Genomic DNA, 20806 nt, shown 5'->3' with positions numbered 1-20806 from the left:
GGAATCCAAGGTGACAGCCGAGGTGACAGCCGCAAGGATGGCGATGACACGCTGCGTGTCATGGGAACTGCAGGGAACGCCGGCGTAAGAGCTGCCGGCCAAACAAAAAAACGCGGAGCCCGCGTTGTGGGGCTCCGGTTTGTGGACAGTCCAGCGCCGATTAACGGCCGGTGCTGGTGCCCGTGGTGCCGGCGCCAGCCGAGCCGGTGCCGGTCGAGTCGGTGCTGTTGGTGGTGCCGCCAGCGCCGGTGGTGCCGGTGGTGCCCGACGTGCCCGAGGTACCGGTAGCGCCAGTGCCGGTGGCGCCGGCGCCGCTCTGGTCGGTCATGGTGCCGGTTGCGCCGGTGCCGGTGGTGTCGCCGGTGGTGCCCGTCGCGCCGGTGGTGCCGGTTGCGCCGGTGCCGGTTGCATCGCCCGTGGTGCCCATTGCGCCGGTGCCGGTGGTGCCAGTGCCGGTTGCGCCGGTACCGGTATCACCCGTGGTGCCGGTGGTGCCGCTCGTGCCGGACGTCGAGCTCGGCGAAGTTGCCGAGGTGTCGCCGGCGGTGCCAGCCGTATCGTTCTTCTTGCATGCACCCAGCATCGAAGCGAGCAGGGCGGCGGTCAGCAGGATTTTTGGTGCTTTGGTGATTGCGTTCATTATTTAACTCCTCGTTCACGTCTATTTTGTACCGAAGTCTCCAGGTGAGGCGGTGGAGAACAACGGCGCCAGTTCGGCCTTACCATGAACCTTCTTGAAAACCCCGGCTACCCGGCGCTTCTTTCGTGTTCATTAGCAAAACCCTCAGGGAACCGACGCAACACGCGGCCCCGTTCAGTGCACGAATTCGACTGTAAAAATTAGACTGTCGTGATAAGCGCCAGTTCATCGAATTGCGCACTTCTTGCTTTGTTCCGCGATCCTGCATGCGGAATTTGATACCGGTCAAACAGCTCCCTATTCAACCGTTCCCCCGGCGTAGCCAGATGGTTGGTACAGATGCCTTTTTTTCAAGGCGCCTTTTTGTCTTCATTGCCGTCAATTTTTCGGCCGCCGATCGATTCGAGCAGCGCCGGAATCTCGCCCGGGATCTCGCGTGCCAGGTAGCCCAGCACACCCATGCGTTCCGCCAGGCGTTCGCCGGCGCGCGCATGCAGCGCCACGCCCCAGCAGGCAGCCTGCTCCAGGGTGACACCGCGCGCAGCCAGGCCGGCGATGATGCCGGCCAGCGTGTCGCCCGAGCCGGAAATGGCCAGGCCGACATTGCCGCCTTCGTGCTGCCACAGTTCACCCCCGGGCGACGCGATGACGGTGCGCGCGCCCTTCAGGGCGACGACGGCGTTCCAGGCGGCGGCCGAGGCCAGCGCCCGTGCATCGGGACCGGACACGATGTCGCATTTCTCGATGCCGGTCAGGTGCGCCATTTCGCCGCAGTGCGGCGTGACGATGACCGGTTGCGCGAAGCGGTAGGCTTCGCCCGGCGCCCAGTCCGCCGGCGCATGCAGCAGCGTGCCCATCGCGCAGGCGTCGAGCACGACCGCGGTGTCGCTCCCGTGCAGGCGTGCCAGCAGGCCGTGGACCAGTTCGGCGGCGGCCGCTTCGTCCTGCATCCCCGGACCGATCAGGATGGCGTCGATGCGGTCGGCCAGCGGATCAAGCACGTCGACCGCGTCGGGCAGGAAGCCGCCGGCCTCGGTTTCGGCCAGGCCGATCACGCGCGCCTCGGGCATGGCCAGGGCCACCAGCTGGGCCACGCTGGCGCCGGTGGCGACCGTCAGCTTGCCGGCGCCGGCGCGCAGGGCGGCGGTGGCGGCCAGGATCACGGCGCCCGGCATTTCGCGCGAGCCGCCGAGGATCAGCACGTGGCCGCGCTGTTCCTTGTCGCCCTCGGCGCCCGGCATCGGCAACGGCCAGTCGCGCAGCAGTTGCGTAGTGACGTCATGCACGGCCTGAGGAGCGTGAAGGGCGTTCATGGGGAATCAGGCTTTCGGCGCGGACGGCACGTCTTTGCCGACCGTGACCGGCGTGCCGGTGTCCTCGAGCGGCGCGACGAAATTCACGAGGCGCACTACCAGGCGGCCATGCTTGCCCTCGGCCGGATCGAAAGAGTAGGAAGTGACCGAGCAGTTCGGCACGTCGCCGGCGCGATCGAAGGCGAGGATGGTCGCTTCGTCGAGGCGCTCGAACAGGTAGCGGAAGCAGTTGACGATGACCTGGTGGGCGACGATGACGACACGCTCGTGGCAGTAATCGCGGCTGAGGGTATCGAGCACGCTGCGCAGGCGCAGGATGACGTCGGCCCAGCTTTCGCCGCCGGGCGGCCGGAAATAGAACTTGCCGACGTGCTGGCGCTGGGCGTACAGGTCGGGATATTTGTGGGCGATGCCGTGCGTGGTCAGGCGGTCGAGGATGCCGAATTCCTTTTCGCGCAGGCGCTCGTCGGCATTCACGGCCAGCAGCGACTCGCGCTCGAGGCGGCGCATGATGATCTTGGCGGTCTCGGCCGCGCGCACGTACGGCGAATGCAGGACGACGTTCGGGCGTTGCTCCTGCGGCAGGCTGGCGAACCAGGAAGCGAGGGCTTCGGACTGGCGGATGCCCAGTTCGGACAGGGGCACGTCGACGTCGCGCTCGGCGATGTCGATTTCGTGCCCGGCGGCGGCTTCGGCGATGTCACGCGCGACGTTGCCGGCGCTTTGCCCGTGTCTGATCAGCCAGATTTCCTGTGGCCACTTCTGTTCCATTACCTGTCCGTCGTTGATGTTGACATGACATCATCATAGACGGATTCGACAACGGGTCCGCGCACGATTCCGTGCGCAAACTATTATCTTTTTTTAAACGTTGTTTTTCTTCAGGCGGCTTGTTCCTCGCCGTCCAGATTGGTTTCCGCGTCGCTATTAAACACCGCCATGTTGGTCGCGCCGAGCACGCGCGAGGTCAGGGTGCCGGCCGTAATCGAGCCGCTCACGTTGAGCGCCGTGCGCCCCATGTCGATCAACGGTTCGATCGAGATCAGCAAGCCCGCCAGCGCCACCGGCAGGTCGAGCGCGGACAGCACGATCAGGGCGGCGAAGGTGGCGCCGCCGCCGACGCCGGCCACGCCGATCGAGCCGAACACGACGATGGCCAGCAGCGGCAGCAGGAAGGCGGCGCTCCATGGATCGATGCCGACCGTGGGCGCGATCATTACCGCCAGCATGGCCGGATAGATGCCGGCGCAGCCGTTCTGGCCGATGGTCGCGCCGAACGAGGCGGCGAAGTTGGCGATGCCCTCGGGCGTGCCCAGGCGCGTGGTCTGGGTCGCCACGCTCATCGGGATCGAGCCGGCGCTGGTGCGCGAGGTGAACGCAAAGGCCAGCACCGGGAAGATTTTCTTTACGAAGCGCGCCGGATTCAGGCCGCTCATGGCCACCAGCAGCAGGTGCACGCCGAACATCAGGATCAGCGCGCTGTACGAGGCCAGCACGAAGCCGAGCAGGTTCAGGATGTCCTGCAGGCTGGACCCGGCGACGACCTTCGCCATCAGCGCGAACACGCCATAGGGCGTCAGGCGCAGCACCAGGGTCACCATGCGCATCACGATGGTATGGGCGACGTGCACGAAATGGCTGAAGGAGGCGAATTCGGCCGGCTTCTTGGCGGCGATGCCGGTCGCGGCGATGCCGACGAATACCGAGAAGAACACGACGGCGATGGTCGAGGTCTTGCGCGCACCGGTCATGTCGAGGAAGGGATTGGCGGGAATGAAGGACAGCAGCATCGACGGCAGCGAAATTTCCTTGGCCGTCGACAGCGACCCCTGCAGGTATTCGCCGCGCGCCACTTCCGCCGCCGAGGCGGTCAGCCCGACGGCGGTGAGCCCGAACAGCTTGGCCATCAGGATGCCGATCATCGCCGCCACCGCCGTGGTGGCGATCAGGATGCCGATCGTCAGCGCGCTGATCTTGCCCAGCGAGGCGGCGTCGCGCAACTTCAGGATGGCGCCGATGATCGACACCATGATCAGCGGAATGACGATCATCTGCAGCAGCCGCACATAGCCGCTGCCGACCACGTCGAGCCAGGCGTTGGTGGCGGCGACCGTGGGCGAGGCCGCCCCGTAGATCGCCTGCAGCGCCGCGCCCAGCAGCACGCCCAGGCCCAGGCCGGTGAAGACGCGTTTGGTGAACGAGGCGTGGCCGGCCTGCATGCGGTAGAGGAGGGCGCACACGAGCAGCGCGACGGCCAGGTTCAGGATCAGGGGCAGGGTCATGGCGGCCTTAGTAATACAAGAGTGATACGGAAATTAACTTATGGCATTTTAAAGGCAAACGGCGGGAGGCGCAGAAGATAGGGATTACCTGCGCAGGGATTAGCTGCGCAGGGATTGACTGCGGCTCAGGCGAACACCGCGCGGTTGCGCTCGACGAGCGCCGGCACGGCATCGGCCTCGACCGGCCGGCTGAACAGGAAGCCCTGGTAGTCGTCGCAGGCAAGGCCGCGCAGGATCGCCAACTGCTCCTCGGTCTCGACGCCCTCGGCCACCACCCCCAGCTTCAGGTTGCGCGCCAGGTTGACGATCGAACGCACGATGGCGGCGCTGTCGTCGTCGCGGCCCAGGTCGCGGATGAAGGCACGGTCGATTTTCAGGCGCTGCACCGGGAAGCGTTTCAGCGCGGCGAGGCTGGAATAGCCGGTGCCGAAATCGTCGATGGAGAGTTCGACCCCGAGTGCGCGGATGGCATGCATCAGGGCGTCGACTTCGCCACCCTGGCCCATCAGGGCGGTTTCCGTGATTTCCAGTTCCAGGCAGGCAGGATCGATGCCGCTGTCGCGCAGGCAGCGTCCGACCATCGGGATCAGGTCCTTCCGGTCGAACTGGCGCGGCGACAAGTTGACCGATACTTTCAGCCCGGCCCCCGCGGCATTCCAGTGCGCCACCTGGCGGCAGGATTGCTCCAGTACCCAGGCGCCGATCGGCACGATCAGGCCGGTTCGTTCGGCCAGGGGAATGAAACGTACCGGCGACACGTCGCCCAGTTTGCCGTTGTTCCAGCGCAGCAGCGCCTCGAGACCGACGATGCGCCCGGAGCCGATTGCCACCTTCGGCTGGTAGACCATGCGCAGCTCGCCGCGTTCGAGCGCGCGCCGCAGTTGCGCCTCGACCGTGAGGCGCTCATCGAGGTCGAACTGGGCGCTTTCGGAAAAGAAGTGGATCGTGTCGCCCTCGAGGCCGTTGCGGTTGCGGGCGCTGTCGGCGCGCCGGAACAGCTCGTCCGCGTCCTGCCCATCCTCGGGGAACACCGAGACGCCGATGCGCGGGCCAACGAAGAACTCGCGTCCGTCGACGCTCAGGGCTTGCGACAGCCGCCGGTGCAGCGCGATCGCGAACTCCTCCAGCTCGCCTCGGCCGTGGTGGGCGTGGACGGCCAGCGCGAATTCGCCGTCCTTGATGCGCGCCACGCCGGCCGCGCGCGGCAATTGTGACTGGAACAGGGAGCCGAGCTCACGCAAGGCGGCAGTACCGGCGTCGATGCCAAGCAGGTCGCTGATTTCGTGCAGGCGCGCCAGCGACACCACGAGCGTCCCGAGCTGGGTGCCCCTGGCCGCGGCGTCGGCAAGCTCGGCGCCGAGCAAGTGGCGGAAGTGCGCCTGGTTCGGCAGCCCGGTCAGTGCATCGAAATTGGCCAGGTAGGCCAGGTGCGCTTCGGCCCGTTCGCGCTCGGTGACGTCGGTCAGCAAACTGACCAGCTGCACCTGGCCGGCGGCGTCGAGCAATGGCGAGGTTTGCTGGATGACGGTGCGGGCATCGCCGCTGCTGTCTTTCACGGTGCCGGGCGCCTCCTCGGCGCGGCCGCTGGCAAGCACGCGGGCATAGCGCCGCTCGCGTTCGGCGGTGCCGTCAGGGTCGAACAGCTCCGCTTCCGCATGCCCGGCGATCTCCGCCGGTGGCCGGCCCACGAAGCGCGCGAAGGCCTCGTTGCACATCACCAGCCGGCGCTCGCCGTCGAGCACCCAGATCGGTGTGCGCACCGCGTTCAGGATCGCCGCCAGGTAACCGGCGCTCCTTCCCGCGCGCGCCTCGCTCGCTTCCAGGCGCGCGATCAGGGCTTGCTGGCGCCGCGCATCGCGCGCCACGCGCCAGGCCAGGAACACGGCCACCATGCAGACCAGGGCCAGCAGCGACACGGCCGTCCACAGCCTGCCGTACCACGAAGCCAGCGCGACCGACTTGTTCATACCGCTGATGATCACCAGCGGATAGTTGCCGACGGCATCGTAACCGTAGAGCCGGACCTGTCCGTCGACGGGGCTGACGGTCTCGAAGGCGCCGCGCCCGGCATGCGGCAGGTAGCGCCGGAACAGCGGCGTGTGGCTGAAGGATTTGCCGATGTTGTGCGGCAGGGTGGGGCCGCGCACCAGCATCGTGCCGTCGCGGTGGAGCAGCGTCACCGATCCGCCCGCGCCCAGTTCGACCAGGCTGTAGATGCGCTCGAAACGCTCCGAATCGACTTGCGCCAGCACCGAGCCGAGGCGCCGTCCGGCGGCGTCGCGCCAGGGGCGCACGACGTTGATGATGCCGCGTCCGGTAGTCGGATCGATCGCGGAAATGCTCACCTGCAGCGCCGCGCCAGGCTGGCCAGCGTCGGCGGGAAGCGCAGGCGCCGCGCCTGAGGACATGGCCGTTGCCAGCAAGCGCCCCTGGCGGTCGAAGACGTACAGGCCGAGCAAGTACTCGCGCGCCGCGCCCTGCACATCGGCGTCGTCCAGGCGCACCGGCCCGGTGCGTGACGACGGGATGTCGCTGCGCTCGACCTCGCGCATCGCTTCATCGACAGCTTGCGCCACGATCAGCGTCTGCGCCGAAAACGCGATGGACAGGTTGCGCAGGGTGGTTTTCTGTTGCCGCACCGTGTCCTGGTAACTGACCTTGAGCATGGCGGCAGTGCCGAGCACCAGCGCCAGCATGAGAAGTGCGGTCAGGGTGCCCAGGCTGATCAGCGAACGGGGACCCGGGTGCGGCGGCCTGGCCGCTGGCGGGGATGGACCGCGTGATGTCATGGTCGGCGCATCGATCTGCCTCGTGGGCGTGGAATCCTGGTCATGGCGTGTTGCGTGAGGCAACGGCGGGCGTCCGGACCCTCTGCCGGACAAGGGCTGCCTTGTCGCGTTGCCTTGTGCAGATTATGCAGCAAGGTGCGCGTACGCGGCATGTAACAGAACTGAGCAGTGCGCAGGCAGTGCCTGGGCGTGGACGGAAAGCCGTGCGGAATCTGCCGCGCGACGGGGCGGCGGCCGTAAGAAACGCGAAAATGCAAAAAGCCCACGAACCGAAATTCGTGGGCTTCCTGTGTATTCGTGGTAGGCCGTGCGGGATTCGAACCTGCGACCAACGGATTAAAAGTGCCAGTAGCAGCCGCGATTACACGGGCTCGGTCCAGGCATTATATCCCGCTGCGCGAGGCATTTCCTTGCTCCGCCAGACTCATGAGTGAATGACTACGTTTAGGCTGAGCAGGGTTGCAACTTGACGCTGATGGATTCTGTTTGACCGTATTGTCTGTAGCCCCGACCAGAGAGCGACCAGAACCTCTCTTCGCGATGGCAGGCCGAGTCAATCATCAGGGAGCCGTTGCGATGTGGAGGCATCTGCACACCAGCACGCCAGCAGAGTGCAGGGTTGGCTTTCGAGGCCATCACGGTGTTAGGAGCGCGTTCGATTGACCGATTTCGGAAGGGAGGCCCTGCTCGGATACCAGCCATGCGGTGGCGGGTTCCTCCGGTCCGCCTCCGGTCGGAGTCGTGGTTTTGTTGAGTTTATTCGTGAAAGCACATGGCTGTGGCGGCTGGCTCGAGTGTAAAAGACTCCTATCTAATCGAAGATATCAGCTTGGGCCAGATCCTGCGTCTGTAAACAGGGAATACAGCAGCGCTTCCTTGAGCGTTACGTTCTTCCTTGCAAACCAGGAAAATTCGCTATAAAGTTGCCAACATCTCAACTCCTTGTTTGTGCAATTCCTTCATGCGCAAACTAGTCACTATGCAAAATCCACCGTTGGCGGCGAGCGATGCGACATCCGCCAAGCCTTCAGACCCCATCTCACCATCGCCTGCTTCGCCGACGACGATTCTGCAGCACACGGCCGTGCCAGCCGAGCCGAATGTCTATGTGCTTGGTTCCTATGAAGGTCGTGTAACCATACACTCACAGCAGATCCGTGCGCTGAATTTGCTGTACGCGTTGAAGGCCACGGGTAAGCTCGACAAGGTAGCGTCGCGCGTGGCCGTTGTAGGCGGCGGCATCGCCGGCATGACGGCAGCGATTGCAGCGGCGAAGCTAGACGCCAACGTCACAATTTTCGAGCGTCACCCGCAGTTTTTGCACAATCTGCGAGGATGTCATACGCGGCATCTGCACCCGAATATTTACGACTGGCCGCATGAGCACGCTTTGGTGGACGCCACCTCGCTGCCCTTCATGAATTGGCGCGCTAATACGGCAGACCAGATTGCAAGAGACTTGCTCACCGAGTGGTCGTCGCATGTCCAGACCCACGGCATAATCACCCATGCATCGGCTGCGGTCATGCTAAGGGCGCCCGCCCCGAACGGCACACGGCGCATCACGGTTACCTCAGGCGACATCGATGAACCCCAGTTCGACATTGTGATCCTGGCCGTTGGTTTCGGCGTCGAAAAATCGGTGCTTCTCCAACCCCTGCGCTCATATTGGCGCGACGATTCCTTGCACCAGCCTGAGATTGAAGTGCGCACGGCGCCCACCAAATATCTGGTGTCCGGCAATGGTGATGGCGGACTGATCGACGTGTTGCGCCTGCGGCTCGTCGATTTTCGGCATGAGGACCTTATTAAGGAATTTGGCGATCTGCAACGCCTCGATGGGGTCATCGCGAAGCTGAAAGATATTGAAACGGATGCAAAAAATTCTATTTGCACTGGCGCCGATCCTTCCGAAAGTATGTATTTTGCATACAAAAATCTGCCAGTGACATCCGAATTCGATGCTCATCTACAAAGCAAGCTGCGCAAGGATACACAAGTCATTTTCAATTTCCCCGACTGGCCGTTTTCTTATAACTCATCGATCCTTCATCGCTTCTTGGTATCACGACTTTTAAAAATTGATGCCGCGATCACCATCCTCCCAGGCCAATTACTCTCGGTCGAAGGACACGAACCCAATCTGACCGCCCGATTCAAAACTGATTCGGGCGAAATTACTCGCGAATTCGATCGGCTGGTAATCAGACATGGCCCGCAAGCAGCATTAGGAAGGGATTTCCCGCATTCGAATCAGCAGTTCGAGTCTATCCTCCGTGCACGAAATGCCTTGGATGAAACGCGTATACCGGCGTGGCCGCAGGATTTCTGGGGCAAGCCTGCGGCACCGCAACCTGACGAGGCGGTACCGCCTTTAGCGAAGGCGACGGTCGCCTTTACAGGCTTCGGAGCCAAACGGACCGCGATCGGCATGCAAGCAAGGCTATTGCGGGACGAACTGCTGAGGGGCGCGGTGACGGGCCTGGAAGGTAAGATCAACCAGCTTGAATCCAAGGAACGTAATTTCCTTTTGGACTCACTTGGTACGAGTGCGCTGACAGAAGAGGGCGGCTTGAAAGCATTTGAACAGCTTCTGTCTGCATCAGACTTCAGCGCCGATCAATTACGGCCGTACCTGTCGCAGTTGGTGAAAGATGCATTGTTCCGGAAGTCGGCAGTACGTAAAGCCCAGGTATTAGCACTTGGCGCAGAAGTCTTGCAAACGTTAGACGAGGATCTGCTTGGAGCATTTTTCTCGGATATATTCGATATCGTCGACAACGACCAATTTAGCGAGGTAAATGTGTTAGTGCCTGCCTTGGTCGAGGTTGATACTGTGATTCCTACACGGTTGTATTCGCGATATGTATCCGTGCTCATCAATCAATCGCGGTCCAATGCCATCTACGGAGCGCCAGCCGCCAAAAAAGCACTGTTCAATCTGGATAGTGAGGTGATAAAGGCCTTCTTGCGAGCAATCGATTTAGATTATCTCAATCAATTCCCGCAACGCGAGCAACTGCAGAGAGTTCTTGATGCCTACAAGAGCGATTTCCCGGAAGAAAACGCAAGTTTGCTCAATGACTTTATAGGCCTTGAAGAGTTTGAGTTTGACGAGCGCTATAACCGATGAGTCAAGAATACGCGCGTGGCTGAGTATAGAAAAGGCGTCTTCGTGGCGCCTTGGCCTTAGTAAAAAGCCTATTTCAAGACCGACTCGATGTGAACGCCATTCCTCCTGCAGCACCAGCCCGGTCTTCTGTTTCCCTAATGCCAGTGAAACTTTTTGTCCTGTCCAGGTATCATCGAGGGGAAAGATTTAAGAGACGCAGCGTTCGACAATCTATTCGCGATATCCGCAGACGGGCGCACGATTAAACTTTTTCGTACCGGGACCATCCACCGATTGAAGACTACAATCGTCAGCTACGAGTGGATTTTTGAGGATAGCGCGCCTACCCAGCACATCCTGCACACCAACCGCTTAGTCCAGATGTGGAAGCTGCTCAAAAAATTAGGTGATATGCCTTAGGGAAATATGCATCACTCCCCCTTCCAATACATGGGCGTTATGTTTTGAGTGATTCAAACAGACCTCTGAGAGCTCAGTAAATGCCGGTTTAGCCGACAACGCTAATTGGATAAAGGCGGCTGGCATCGGAAAGAAATCAGCTTCGATGCGTATATCATTAACCCCGCTAAACTGAAGATGTGACGCTGAGTGAGCTGCAGCTGCACTAGGATCATAGTCGAACCGAAAGTGTCCAGTGTTCGCAGGGTGTATCTTATGACTTTCAAGTAGCTCAACGATATTAAACAAATGCTCAAAAACCTCAACATTGTCAAGGTCAGCCGCTAATGCTGCCCCATCCAATAGCCCCTCAGCGTCCTCTTCAGTCGGTACAGGAGGAGGGAAATATGCAAGCCTTCCTGACAATAATTTGTCATTGTCATCAAAGCGGTAGTAAATTTGAAAAAACGAACCATCAGAAAGGAGTAGCGAGTATTGTTGCCTATCGAGTAGCCACTGATACTCGAGCGGGTAATACTTTCGCGCCCGAATTCCTGGTATCCTAGGCGACCAACTTACTGCCTTCTCATTCGCTTGAATTTCGATGTTATCAATCTGGATTACTGATGCCAGACTCTGTCGAATATACTGAATATTTTGGCTAATAGCAGCGAACTTCATCCTACTCATCCATTGATTGCCTAATTGCCTTAGCTAGCTCAGGATTTTTCTTCATCAATTCAACAATTTCCTGCATCTTGTTGAGTTCATTATCAGACATGCTTAGCAGCGCACGGCTCGGCAACTCATCTTTAGATGGGCACACAAAGTGAAAAGCTGGAAAATCTTGGTATATAGAAGTCAGTTCGCTAACAAGAGATTTCATGTCGTCGCCGATGCCCGCAATGTAGCACCACCCTCGTGAGCGAGTCACCGCCACAAAAAATGCGTTCCTCATCCTTAGGGTAACGTCTTTCGACACCTTATGTGCGTTTATAACGAACACAATATTGGCTTCGTTGCCCTTTGCTCTGAAAGTTGTTGAGATTGTTACGTAACCCTTTGGCTTGAAAACGTCTGCGCTCTCAAAAAATCCAGGTAAAACTGACTTTATCCCCTGCGAAGTCAACGCCCGCTGCATTCCCAACATTGAATCACGACCACTTGAAAGATTTACGATGATTACTTCTTCTGGGGCCACGCCTTGCTCTCTGATCACCACTGATACTTCTTTAGCAACGCTATGCCATTGCTCCTCTTCCGACGAGCACTGGATAAATTGAAGCAACTCTTTCGGATCCCGTTCGCTTTCTCGTAATAATCTTTCGAGCTTATTTTTGCTGTTCTCATCTGGACGTTCCAGAGTAACTTGATCGCCGGGATTGATCATCAAACTATGAGGCTCTACCACACGATATCCGAGTGCAGTCCAATCCCCAGGACTATAGAACATCGCAGTCTTCTTGGGGGCGTAGAGTCCGAGAGCAACCCCATGTGCTGCCATCAAAATCGGCCTAGGAGTTCGATAGCAGTTGGAAAGCACAAAGTCTTTAGCAATGCCGCCTTCGTATTCTCCTTGAAGAAGTGAATCCGGTAGATTTGGCTCACCTAATTCATTTTTCCCAAATAATTCTGACGGTCCCTTCATATCTACATCGCGCAAAGACTGGAACTCATCGTAGGCCCAGATGATTCGCTTTTCTTCAGGCCCACCTTTTGTAATTCTGTACACTGTTTCGAAAAGTTCTGGAGGCAAATCTTGGGCCTCATCTATGAGAACTAAATCGTAGATCGGCTCCAATGCGTTTCCCGCTTGTTGAAGGAAGCGCCGATAAATTGTCGCAAGTCCATCAGAGGAACTGCGAACATCGGTCCAGGTTAGTGGTGTGATTCCATACTCTTCACAGAGCTTTGAGTAAAGCCCAGCACGCTGCTTTCCGCCCCAGGCGTGGAGTACATGCACATGTTCGTCAAAGTCTGGTGCTTTTTTAGCTTCGACAGTGTAGTAGCGGGATATTAAAGATTGAATCTGGTTATATAGGCTCTGAGTATTGAATAAGTACAATATCTTAAACTCAGGAAACCTTTTATGTGAAATTGCGGCCTTGAGGGAGAGGACAACTGTTTTGCCGGTCCCTGCTAACCCGCGAATCCTTTGCGGTCCCGGCGGCAATTGTAGTGACGCAACACGTTGCGAATCGTCTTGTTTGAATACGGTTTGCAAAGAGCTTTGAATAAAGTCGTTTTTCGTCACTAGCGGCGGATTAACCACTAAGCTCGGCTTTACGCCATATACAAAAGTTCCTTCAAGCAGCGATAGTATACGCCCCAATTTTTCTTCGTCGCATTGAAACTCTTGCGGCACTGAATTAAGCCAGTGAGACAGATCGCTAAAATGAATTACATCGATATCTGCAATTTCCGAAAATTCAGGCCATGATTTCACTTCAGCGATATCGTTCGCGCAAAATACAGCGCAAGTTGTAATTGGAACGGTAATGTTGCGTGCTTTTCTATCGTAGAGGGCCAAGTCATTCTTAAGGCGGCTGATTAGGTCTCCCGTATACAGCTCAAGAGTCAAGAAGCGACTTGGAGAGCGGTGCGAGTTTTCAAAATCCCAATAGTAGGATTCCACACCTTCAAATTGGTTCGTTACCCTTTCTTCGATCAAGTCTAGCAAAATTACGCCATGCTCGCGCGTGACGATTAGAAAAGAGGGAATTTCTTCATCTGATGCTCTGCCCAATGTAGTAAGTCGATAGGCGCAGTACCCTTCACAATTTACGAACTCGCGTCTTATGAGTTCGGCGGCTCGTGTGTGAAACGGTAAGTGCTCAAGTGCTAGCGAACCAGCTAAATATTCGAATTTTTTTGGCATTTTGGGTACTGATGTTCAGATGCAAGTTCAGTATGATGTCACTCAAGGTGCAGATTTTCAAGAATAATATGACCCTTCTCAGGCCTGTAGAAGCTCGAGAGCCGAGGCATCTTCCCCCGTGCCTGATCTCGCTGAGCGCCGTTTCTCAACCTGGGAAACCATGCTCGCATGTCAGGGTACCGCTCTACTGCGTGGCCTGCCTCGACGTAGCGCAGCGAACGGTTCAAACCTACTTTGGGCAGGAAGCAGGCCGTATTTCATGATGAGTCTCGACCGGCGCAAGCGGCTGCAAGCACAGTACGTCTTCGCTGTTGCAGCTGGGGAAAGTCGAGGCGATGCTCGACCAGATCATAGAGGACCCTTCAGAGCAATCGGTCAGCTCGTCAACTTGGACCATTTTTCGTGCGGCAGCGGCGATTTCACTCTCCCTTGTTAGAGAGAACTCCGCTGACCTTGGGCGGGACGAGATCAGGACGATTGCACTTAAGGGAGCCTGAATTTACGCCACTGCAGTGCATTCGGCATGTACGTGCGTAGAAGGTCAAGAGGGCAAACGCCCTCTGTGCAGCCTGCACACGCTGCACACCTCTACAGCGTCAGTAGTAGAAGCCGTAGTCGAGCTCCTCATAGCGTAGCGCGTCCACGAAAATTTGGTTTGGATCTGGGGACCGGCGAATGTCCGATACCTTCAAGAAGATGGGCTCAGAGCGTTCGCCTGTCTGCCCGTTGTATGGCTTGCCCGTTAGGAACTCGGGGTTGTCGAGGACAAGTAGCGACTCGTCCACGCGAATTTCGATTTCGACAAAACCGTCATCTGGAGCATTGCCAAGTATCTTCCCTAACCCGACGATGTGGACAACCACACCTTCCGACAGGAGGGCATCCATCACGGCCACGTTACCGCTGTAGTTGCCCGCCTCGTGTGCTGCATCGAGAGCCGATAAGTCTATTGTGTAAGAGTTGAGCGGGTTCTGGTAGTAGGCAGCGCCACCAGCATTCGTATTCAGCGGTTCCCCGGACCAGTATTTAATGATTTCCTTATAGCGAGGGGGAAGTTGAGGGGCTTTTTCGAAGACACAGCCCCGGAGGTTTTCTGGGAAGCTCACCCGTTCAGAGTAGTTTGCATCAGTGGCCCGAATGGCTGCAATGAACACAGCGTTCTCCGGCAACGGGGCAGGGCACCGCTCGTGGGTAGTCTTCAGATAATAGCCAGCCTTTCGCCTGAGGTCGGTCTCCTCGCTGTCTTCCAGGCAGCAGCGGTCGTAGTAGTCGAGATCCTTGATTGCACGGACGGTGTCCATCGCTTCATTGGTTGTGTAAATTGTGGCAGTCATTAAGTAGTCTTTCTGCTATTAGTTGGGGATGGGGCAGTCGATGATCGTGAAGCCCTTACGCAGCAGCTTGAGCTTGTGCCTCTGCTCGATCATTGGACGGTGGGGGGCGAAATGGGACAGGTTGCGCGGTGCGGTAACGCGACTGGCTCGCTTCGCCTGGATGGCGGCCCTGATGGCCGGCCCACCAATACCGGCATCGAAGTAGAAGCGACCGTTGCTGTACGCGACGCGATCGATGTCGTACTGCGGCCCCTCGACGGCAAATTGCATTGCGTGGAGGTGGGACCGCATCAGCACAAACTGGATTACCTTGTCGCTTCGTCGAGACTTGCCGATGAAGTAGCGCGGACCGTTTCCGGTTCTGGGCAGTTCCTTGAACACGTATTCGAAGTCGTCTCGGAGGTCGTCCAGTGCTCGCAGATCGATTACTATCAGGTCGATATCGGTGAAGTCGGGATGTACCGTCGGGCAGATGATGTGCTTTAGCAGGCCGCCGAATATGTACAAGTGAGGCGCACGCATCAGGTAGCGCACTAACCGCACGGTTTCGCGGTCTGTCGAGTCATTGTCAGCCATGGTTCGGATTGGGCAGCCTATTTCTTGCCACGCCGCGTTGCCACTTTTTCGTCGTCGCTAGGAAGCGCCAGCTGTTCGTTGGCGTCGGTTTTCTCTTCCTTTTCCGCCGGCTTAGCGTCGACCGGGTGACCAGGTTCATCGAGCATGGACGCTTTCCAGGCTGTCCAATCGCCGGCTATAACGTGACGGCCTTCGGTGTCCGGTGCGAGGGCAAGCAAGCCTTCGGCGCGCAAGATAGCGGCGAGGAATCCGGCGTTATTGCTTGAGCGGCCCATGAACACCGCCTGGAGCAGCTTGGAAGGGAAGGGCTGCTCTGGAGGGTGCAGGGAGAGGCAGCTTTCGACGTCATCGAATACCAAGATTTCCTTGCTGTAGTAGCCGCCGCCTTCGTTCCCGATGATCTGGAACATCGGCTGCTTCCGCTCACTGTCGGTCAAGATTTGGTAGTGGATTGCGCCCTCAGCGTGCTTGCCCAGCTTAGGGGCCTTGGCGGTCTTGACGGTAGAGGCGCCGTTGATGCTGGTTGTATCTGTTTGGTTCATTTTGCTTTCTCTGCTGGTCGTGTGACTAGATGGGATAAGACAAGGCCCAGACCGATACGCGGCCTGGGCCTCTGGAGATGCGGGTGAAAGTGCGGGAACGCTCGTCGCTACTAATTGGCTGGCGCCTGAAGCTCAGTGTGAACGTCAAGTCCAGACTGCTCGGCAGGAATGTCTGTTTGAGGTCGGGCACCTCGATTGGGAAGTTACTCGGCCGCGTCGTCAGCGGCATCTCTAGGAACGCTTTGCTCGACCATTGCGAATTCGGGTTTGCGGTGGACTTCTTCATTGCTCATGACTCCTTGGGTTACGCTGAAATGGAAAAGCCCCTTGTCCTGCGATCGGACAAGGGGCTTTAGATAGCTACTGCAAAAAAATAATATACGCCTGAATTACTTCTCACTTCGGCGTTCGGGCACCTAACCGCCGACCTGCACATCTGCACAGCCAAACATTCAGTTCATGAGGTGTGGACGCGCAATGCGAGGACGCTGACATGGCGTTACGGGGGAACATGGCTAAGATACCCGGCAAGATACCCGGCAGGACGAGCCCCCCCCATATAGTTCGTGATGGCGCAAATGAGCCTTCCGCTTATTGCACGTGCGCTTCAAGAAGGCTGCTGACCCTACGGTGAATGTTCGGCAGCCAAACTAAGTTCCTGATCCCCGAAGTCATGATTTTCTAGGGCGGGCAACTACTGAATCAACGCTCAGTCGCGCTGCAAATCGCGCTCGTCCTTGACGGAACTTGACTGAACGGGATGCGGTGCAGGCGGTGGTTGGTTATAGTTGATCCCGGTAGTCCTAGTAGAGGACTATCAACATGCCGCCAGAGACAAATACCTACCATTTTTCGACGAAGTTTTGCTTTACAAAAGCCAGCCTTATTAATGGTTCGGCCTCGTTCCTTGCCAATAGCGACAAGGCCCAGCTCGATTGTTACGACACGAAATGCGTCGGGCTGATCGCTGTGATGTATCGAAGCGGACGCATCAATTTCCGTGCGCGCTTCACGCTGCATAACAAGCGCCTCTCACTAGCGCTCGGAGACTACAGCTCCCAGTTTCCGGTCGAGCAGGCCCGGCTCGCATGCGCGGCTGCGCGCCTCCAGGCAGCGCAGGGCATCGATCCGCGCGAGCCCAGCCGTATGGGCCTGACGTTCAGCCAGCTTTGGTTCGATCATTATTATCCGGCTGAGAGGGCTCGTAAGCGCAGCATCAAGGATGACGTTCAGAAGGTCGACCGCCGGCTGTTGAGTGAATTTGGTCACATGCCCTTGGCGGCGATCAAGTCATCGGACATTGTCGCGTTTCTCGACAGGCTGCTGGAGCGCGAGCGCTTGTCGCCCGCGACGGTTAACCGCTACCTCGCTTTGATCAAGGCGATGTTCCGCCACGCAGTCGAGAACGATCTTCTCTCGAAGAGTCCTGCCAAGCACATCCGTTCGCTTCAGGAGGAGAACATTCGCACCCGCGTGCTCAGCGCAGACGAGCGGCTAGCGTTCAAGTCGGCCTGCGAGCACGAGACCAACCGGGCTGCCGCATCGCTATTCATGCTGCTCTACCTGACGGCCGCACGGCTTGGCGAAGCGTTGGCAGCGAAGGTGGAAGACATCGATCTGGATAGCTGTGTTTGGTATCTGCCCATGACCAAGTCGGGGAAAGCCGCGCATATCTGCCTCAGCTCGGCAGCGGTGGATCTGCTGCGTCAGGTAATCGGAAAGCGAAAGGCCGGGTACCTCTTTCCTGGCAAGGACCCAGCAAAGCCTATGACGAGGCCCGCGAAGGCGTTCGAGCGTATCTGCGCAAGCTCAGGTATCACTGGCTTTACGATCCATGACTTGCGTCGCAACTGGGCCTCGATGGCTGTCAACGCGGGCGTCCCCTTATATACCGTGTCCAGGGCGCTGCGCCACGCGTCGCCCCTGGTCACGGCTGCACGATATGCACACCTCCAGGACCGAGCATTGATCGATGCGAACAATCTCGTCGGTGAGCTCATGTGAAATGATGAACTCAGATGTCGCATTCGAGCAACAAGGCGAAAATATTTTCGCCTTTTCGCGCCCTCGGAGGTCGTGCTTTTAGCGCTGGAAAAGGGCAAGAAAATCGGCTTGCCCGGCTGAAGTACAGGCACGCAAAGCCGATTTTCCGACGCGCGAACGAAACTTCTGGATGCAATCTTTTTGCGCGCGTGGAGCCTAGGAACACCTAGGGCGCAGGCTTGTCCGACTTTTTGATTTACTCTGTAAGGCTATGTTTTTCAAGGACTTTTATTGTATTGCGGATCGTCCTATGATGGTTTCGTTGGATTCTTTAACGCAACCAAACGGGAAGCATGCAATGCAAAGACTGAGCAGTTATTTAACGACGAAGGAGGTGGCGGCCATGTTGCGCATTGCGCCGCAAACTTTGGAGAAAGCGCGTTCCACCGGACTGGGGCCACAAATCCCATTTGTCAAGGTGGGGAGGGCAGTACGGTACGCGAGCGACGACGTGGCCGCGTGGATCGAGTCGAAAAAAGACGTATAGGAAGCAAGATGAACAAACCAAGCAGTGCGACTGCGCCGAGAGGTAAAGTCGGCAAATATTTCATTCAGAACGGTTCAGTACAGTTCGATCAGGCAAAAGATAAACAACTTCCCGTCATGATGGGCGAGGCATATGTGGCCGGCTTTGTATTTGACCACACCTCGAAAACGGTCAGCTATGCAATTGCGGTCATACCACACGTCCACTTCCTGGCGCCGTGTATGGTCCGCGTAGAGGCATCGACGCTGTCGAACCAGAAGGAAATCTGTGGGATTCTTGGAGAGCGGGGCATCGTGATCTGCAATGCGTCGCATGTTTCCAAGTATCTGGTAGCGTCAGCAAGTGAGCTCGGAAAAAGCGGCCCTCGCGAACTCGTAAAGAGGCCGGGTTGGATCGCTGGGCGTCGCGGATACTTCACGGGCAGCAAGTTGATCGCTGCAAGTGGGCTCGATGCTGACGCGTATTGGTTCGAGTGCTCGAACACCGCCGTGATGTACTCGCGTGGGGACCTGGACACCTGGCGCGAACAAATCGGTACGCTGATCGTTAACAACCCGATCATGCTGTACACGACGTGTCACGCGATTGCGAGCCTTTTCTTGGCCCACCTTAGGCTGAGTTCGAGCATCGTTAATTTAGTTGGCGGGAAGGGCCTTGGCAAGACGACTGCATTGCAAGGTGCCGCAAGCGTCTTCGGAAATGCCATCGATCCGGCCCAGGGAGCTCAGGCGGAGGATCCTGCCTACATCTCGCGGTTCCACGGCACCATGAACGGTTACGAGCCATTACTTGGCCAGTACAGTCCTGCACCCGTGCTGCTCGATGAGCTGACTGAAGCGAGCGCGGCGGTTACCCGCGACATGTGTTACGGGTTGACGTCGGGACGCGCCAAGATTCGCCTCAGGCCAGACGGCAAAGCAGCATACCGCGAAAGCTGGCAACTGAACGTCATCACGTCGGCGGAAGAGTCGATCTATGAGTTGATCGCGAAGATTGGGCGGCCGATGCGTGGTGGTGAGGCTGACCGGGCTATTGACGTTCCGGTTACGGATGTTGGCGTACTGAACTGCTACGAACCCTTCAAATCGTTCAACGCTGCAACGAGTCACCTCAAGCGCGCCTGCAGTGAGCAGTACGGTACACCTGTCGAGTCCATCATCCAGTTTTGCTGTGACAACCCGGAGCAACTCGGCGAGATATTAGCGATGTCCGATGACATCGAGGACGAACTCCTGCCTGCGGACTGTGGCCCTGGCGAGCGCCGTGTAGTAAAGAGGTTCGCTGCCGCTGTGGTGGCTGGTCGCATTGCAGTAGCGGCCGGCGTCTTCGATCAAGGCGCGCTGGAGAAAATCGATGCTGCTATCAAGTTGGTCACCGAGCTGTGGTGGGGTGCGAGAGCTGGGGCTTTAGAGCGTGTTCGTCGCTTTCTTGAAGAGAATATCGACAAGGTTGAGTTCGGCAAGCCCGATCTTGAATCCGAGGTCGTTGCGTTCGTCGACGAGAACTACATTGTCTTTCCGAAGGACGTGTTCGACCGTGAGTTTGGCGAAGACGCGGAAAGTATGTTGAATGAGCTGAACGGATTAAACGCACTGAAGCAGGAACAAAAGGGACGTCACGTGCACCGCTTCCGCAACGGTCAGTTCCGGGGTTATGCGCTTTTCAGCAAACGGGTGTGGCCGGAAATGAATCAACGCGCTGCCTGAGACACGTGTATCCACTAGTGGAAAAAAAATCGCTCAAGTGCTTGCTTGAGCGATTTTTCGTTTACGTTGATCGCCCAGCTTGCGGCTGGGCTTTGGCGATCACAGCCGATACCTGCGCGCTGGCCTTACGGAGATTATCCGAGGCCATATGTGCATATCGAGTTGAAGTTTTGCTATCAGAGTGCCCGAGTAAATGTTGCACCTCATATAATGTTGCTCCATTGTTAATCGCCAGGCTAGCGAAGCTATGTCGCAGGTCATGAATACGCAGATCGCTTATGCCCGCCCGTTTCAGCACTCGCTTGAATCCTTTGTACGGATTGCAGATGGCTTCACCCACGTTCTTGCCTGGGAACACATAAACATGACCAGCAGGTCTATCGCGTTGGCGAAGCAACTCGATCGCACTATCGTTTAGCAAGACAAATCTGCTCTTGCCGCTTTTGGTGTGCGGTAGGAACCATTGCCCTTTGTCGAGGTCGATCGCGTCCCAGCGGGCGCTCAGCACCTCACTGCGGCGCGCACCGGTCATGAGTAGGAAGCGCAGCGCGTCGGCCAACGGGCGGTTCGGTTCCTCGTCCAGAGCGGTCAGAAACGAACGGAGTTCACGGTCCGACAAGTAACGCTGCCGTTGGTTTGTAGTGGTCTAATGCCCCCGGACACCTCGATAGGTGGATAATTCACCTTCGAAGGAGTTTACATGAC

General features: G+C 57.9%; 16 protein-coding genes. 4 read left to right on the top strand and 12 right to left on the bottom strand.

Going from position 1 to position 20806, the window contains the following annotated elements; translation table 11 throughout:
• Positions 1-160: 160 nt before the first annotated feature.
• The 5 genes from IFT60_RS26865 to IFT60_RS22695 all read right to left on the bottom strand — a co-directional run bounded on the left by IFT60_RS26865 (position 161) and on the right by IFT60_RS22695 (position 7024).
• A complete protein-coding gene (locus tag IFT60_RS26865; protein WP_192056038.1) occupies positions 161-640 on the bottom strand; it encodes a hypothetical protein in 480 nt (159 codons plus the stop codon).
• Positions 641-990: 350 nt separating this feature from the next.
• The gene (locus tag IFT60_RS22710; protein WP_192056037.1) at positions 991-1953 is read right to left on the bottom strand and encodes an NAD(P)H-hydrate dehydratase; all 963 of its coding nucleotides are present in this window, start codon (positions 1951-1953) and stop codon (positions 991-993) included.
• A 6-nt stretch (positions 1954-1959) separates the two neighbouring features.
• Positions 1960-2724: a histidine phosphatase family protein gene (locus tag IFT60_RS22705; protein WP_192056036.1), complete on the bottom strand. Its 765-nt coding sequence runs from the start codon at positions 2722-2724 to the stop codon at positions 1960-1962.
• Between the two features lie 110 nt (positions 2725-2834).
• Complete coding sequence (locus IFT60_RS22700; protein WP_192056035.1) at positions 2835-4235, bottom strand: L-cystine transporter; 1401 nt, start codon at positions 4233-4235, stop codon at positions 2835-2837.
• Positions 4236-4360: 125 nt separating this feature from the next.
• Positions 4361-7024 carry a bifunctional diguanylate cyclase/phosphodiesterase gene (locus IFT60_RS22695; protein WP_192056034.1) on the bottom strand — a complete coding sequence of 888 codons (2664 nt, stop codon included), beginning with the start codon at positions 7022-7024 and terminating at the stop codon, positions 4361-4363.
• A gap of 961 nt (positions 7025-7985) precedes the next feature.
• Here IFT60_RS22695 and IFT60_RS22690 point away from each other — a divergent pair.
• Positions 7986-10157, top strand: a complete 2172-nt coding sequence (locus tag IFT60_RS22690) for an NAD(P)-binding protein (protein ID WP_197986434.1) — start codon at positions 7986-7988, stop codon at positions 10155-10157.
• A gap of 381 nt (positions 10158-10538) precedes the next feature.
• Here the strand turns inward: IFT60_RS22690 and IFT60_RS22685 are convergent, their stop codons facing one another.
• From IFT60_RS22685 to IFT60_RS22660, 6 genes are all read right to left on the bottom strand, one after another.
• Entirely contained in the window at positions 10539-11216 is a 678-nt protein-coding gene (locus tag IFT60_RS22685) for a DUF2290 domain-containing protein (RefSeq protein WP_192056033.1), read from the bottom strand.
• A 1-nt stretch (position 11217) separates the two neighbouring features.
• A complete protein-coding gene (locus IFT60_RS22680; protein ID WP_192056032.1) occupies positions 11218-13413 on the bottom strand; it encodes a DEAD/DEAH box helicase in 2196 nt (731 codons plus the stop codon).
• 596 nt (positions 13414-14009) lie between these two features.
• Positions 14010-14747 (bottom strand): hypothetical protein, encoded by a 738-nt coding sequence (locus IFT60_RS22675; protein ID WP_192056031.1) that lies wholly within the window; start codon positions 14745-14747, stop codon positions 14010-14012.
• 18 nt (positions 14748-14765) lie between these two features.
• Entirely contained in the window at positions 14766-15323 is a 558-nt protein-coding gene (locus tag IFT60_RS22670) for a hypothetical protein (protein WP_192056030.1), read from the bottom strand.
• 17 nt (positions 15324-15340) lie between these two features.
• Entirely contained in the window at positions 15341-15865 is a 525-nt protein-coding gene (locus tag IFT60_RS22665) for a hypothetical protein (protein WP_192056029.1), read from the bottom strand.
• Between the two features lie 25 nt (positions 15866-15890).
• Positions 15891-16151: a hypothetical protein gene (locus IFT60_RS22660; RefSeq protein ID WP_192056028.1), complete on the bottom strand. Its 261-nt coding sequence runs from the start codon at positions 16149-16151 to the stop codon at positions 15891-15893.
• A gap of 536 nt (positions 16152-16687) precedes the next feature.
• Here IFT60_RS22660 and IFT60_RS22655 point away from each other — a divergent pair.
• The 3 genes from IFT60_RS22655 to IFT60_RS22645 all read left to right on the top strand — a co-directional run bounded on the left by IFT60_RS22655 (position 16688) and on the right by IFT60_RS22645 (position 20101).
• Positions 16688-17869: a tyrosine-type recombinase/integrase gene (locus IFT60_RS22655; RefSeq protein WP_192056027.1), complete on the top strand. Its 1182-nt coding sequence runs from the start codon at positions 16688-16690 to the stop codon at positions 17867-17869.
• A 250-nt stretch (positions 17870-18119) separates the two neighbouring features.
• The gene (locus tag IFT60_RS27120) at positions 18120-18395 is read left to right on the top strand and encodes a helix-turn-helix domain-containing protein (RefSeq protein WP_374001257.1); all 276 of its coding nucleotides are present in this window, start codon (positions 18120-18122) and stop codon (positions 18393-18395) included.
• An 8-nt stretch (positions 18396-18403) separates the two neighbouring features.
• Positions 18404-20101 carry a DUF927 domain-containing protein gene (locus IFT60_RS22645; protein WP_192056023.1) on the top strand — a complete coding sequence of 566 codons (1698 nt, stop codon included), beginning with the start codon at positions 18404-18406 and terminating at the stop codon, positions 20099-20101.
• A 61-nt stretch (positions 20102-20162) separates the two neighbouring features.
• Here IFT60_RS22645 and IFT60_RS22640 read toward each other — a convergent pair whose 3' ends face one another.
• On the bottom strand, positions 20163-20720 hold the full coding sequence (locus tag IFT60_RS22640; RefSeq protein WP_229511104.1) for a site-specific integrase: 558 nt from the start codon (positions 20718-20720) through the stop codon (positions 20163-20165).
• Positions 20721-20806: the final 86 nt, after the last annotated feature.

The organism is Massilia sp. CFBP 13721 (assembly GCF_014842025.1).
Lineage (GTDB): Bacteria > Pseudomonadota > Gammaproteobacteria > Burkholderiales > Burkholderiaceae_D > Telluria.
Note: the sequence above shows the minus strand (reverse complement) of the source record. Positions and strands in the feature narration are given on the sequence as shown.

Excerpts from the sequence above, each read along its gene's own strand:
- IFT60_RS26865 (WP_192056038.1), bottom strand. The coding sequence starts at position 640 with ATGAACGCAATCACCAAAGCACCAAAAATCCTGCTGACCGCCGCCCTG.
- IFT60_RS22710 (WP_192056037.1), bottom strand. The coding sequence starts at position 1,953 with ATGAACGCCCTTCACGCTCCTCAGGCCGTGCATGACGTCACTACGCAA.
- IFT60_RS22705 (WP_192056036.1), bottom strand. The coding sequence starts at position 2,724 with ATGGAACAGAAGTGGCCACAGGAAATCTGGCTGATCAGACACGGGCAA.
- IFT60_RS22700 (WP_192056035.1), bottom strand. The coding sequence starts at position 4,235 with ATGACCCTGCCCCTGATCCTGAACCTGGCCGTCGCGCTGCTCGTGTGC.
- IFT60_RS22695 (WP_192056034.1), bottom strand. The coding sequence starts at position 7,024 with ATGACATCACGCGGTCCATCCCCGCCAGCGGCCAGGCCGCCGCACCCG.
- IFT60_RS22690 (WP_197986434.1), top strand. The coding sequence starts at position 7,986 with ATGCGCAAACTAGTCACTATGCAAAATCCACCGTTGGCGGCGAGCGAT.
- IFT60_RS22685 (WP_192056033.1), bottom strand. The coding sequence starts at position 11,216 with ATGAAGTTCGCTGCTATTAGCCAAAATATTCAGTATATTCGACAGAGT.
- IFT60_RS22680 (WP_192056032.1), bottom strand. The coding sequence starts at position 13,413 with ATGCCAAAAAAATTCGAATATTTAGCTGGTTCGCTAGCACTTGAGCAC.
- IFT60_RS22675 (WP_192056031.1), bottom strand. The coding sequence starts at position 14,747 with ATGACTGCCACAATTTACACAACCAATGAAGCGATGGACACCGTCCGT.
- IFT60_RS22670 (WP_192056030.1), bottom strand. The coding sequence starts at position 15,323 with ATGGCTGACAATGACTCGACAGACCGCGAAACCGTGCGGTTAGTGCGC.
- IFT60_RS22665 (WP_192056029.1), bottom strand. The coding sequence starts at position 15,865 with ATGAACCAAACAGATACAACCAGCATCAACGGCGCCTCTACCGTCAAG.
- IFT60_RS22660 (WP_192056028.1), bottom strand. The coding sequence starts at position 16,151 with ATGAAGAAGTCCACCGCAAACCCGAATTCGCAATGGTCGAGCAAAGCG.
- IFT60_RS22655 (WP_192056027.1), top strand. The coding sequence starts at position 16,688 with ATGCCGCCAGAGACAAATACCTACCATTTTTCGACGAAGTTTTGCTTT.
- IFT60_RS27120 (WP_374001257.1), top strand. The coding sequence starts at position 18,120 with ATGTTTTTCAAGGACTTTTATTGTATTGCGGATCGTCCTATGATGGTT.
- IFT60_RS22645 (WP_192056023.1), top strand. The coding sequence starts at position 18,404 with ATGAACAAACCAAGCAGTGCGACTGCGCCGAGAGGTAAAGTCGGCAAA.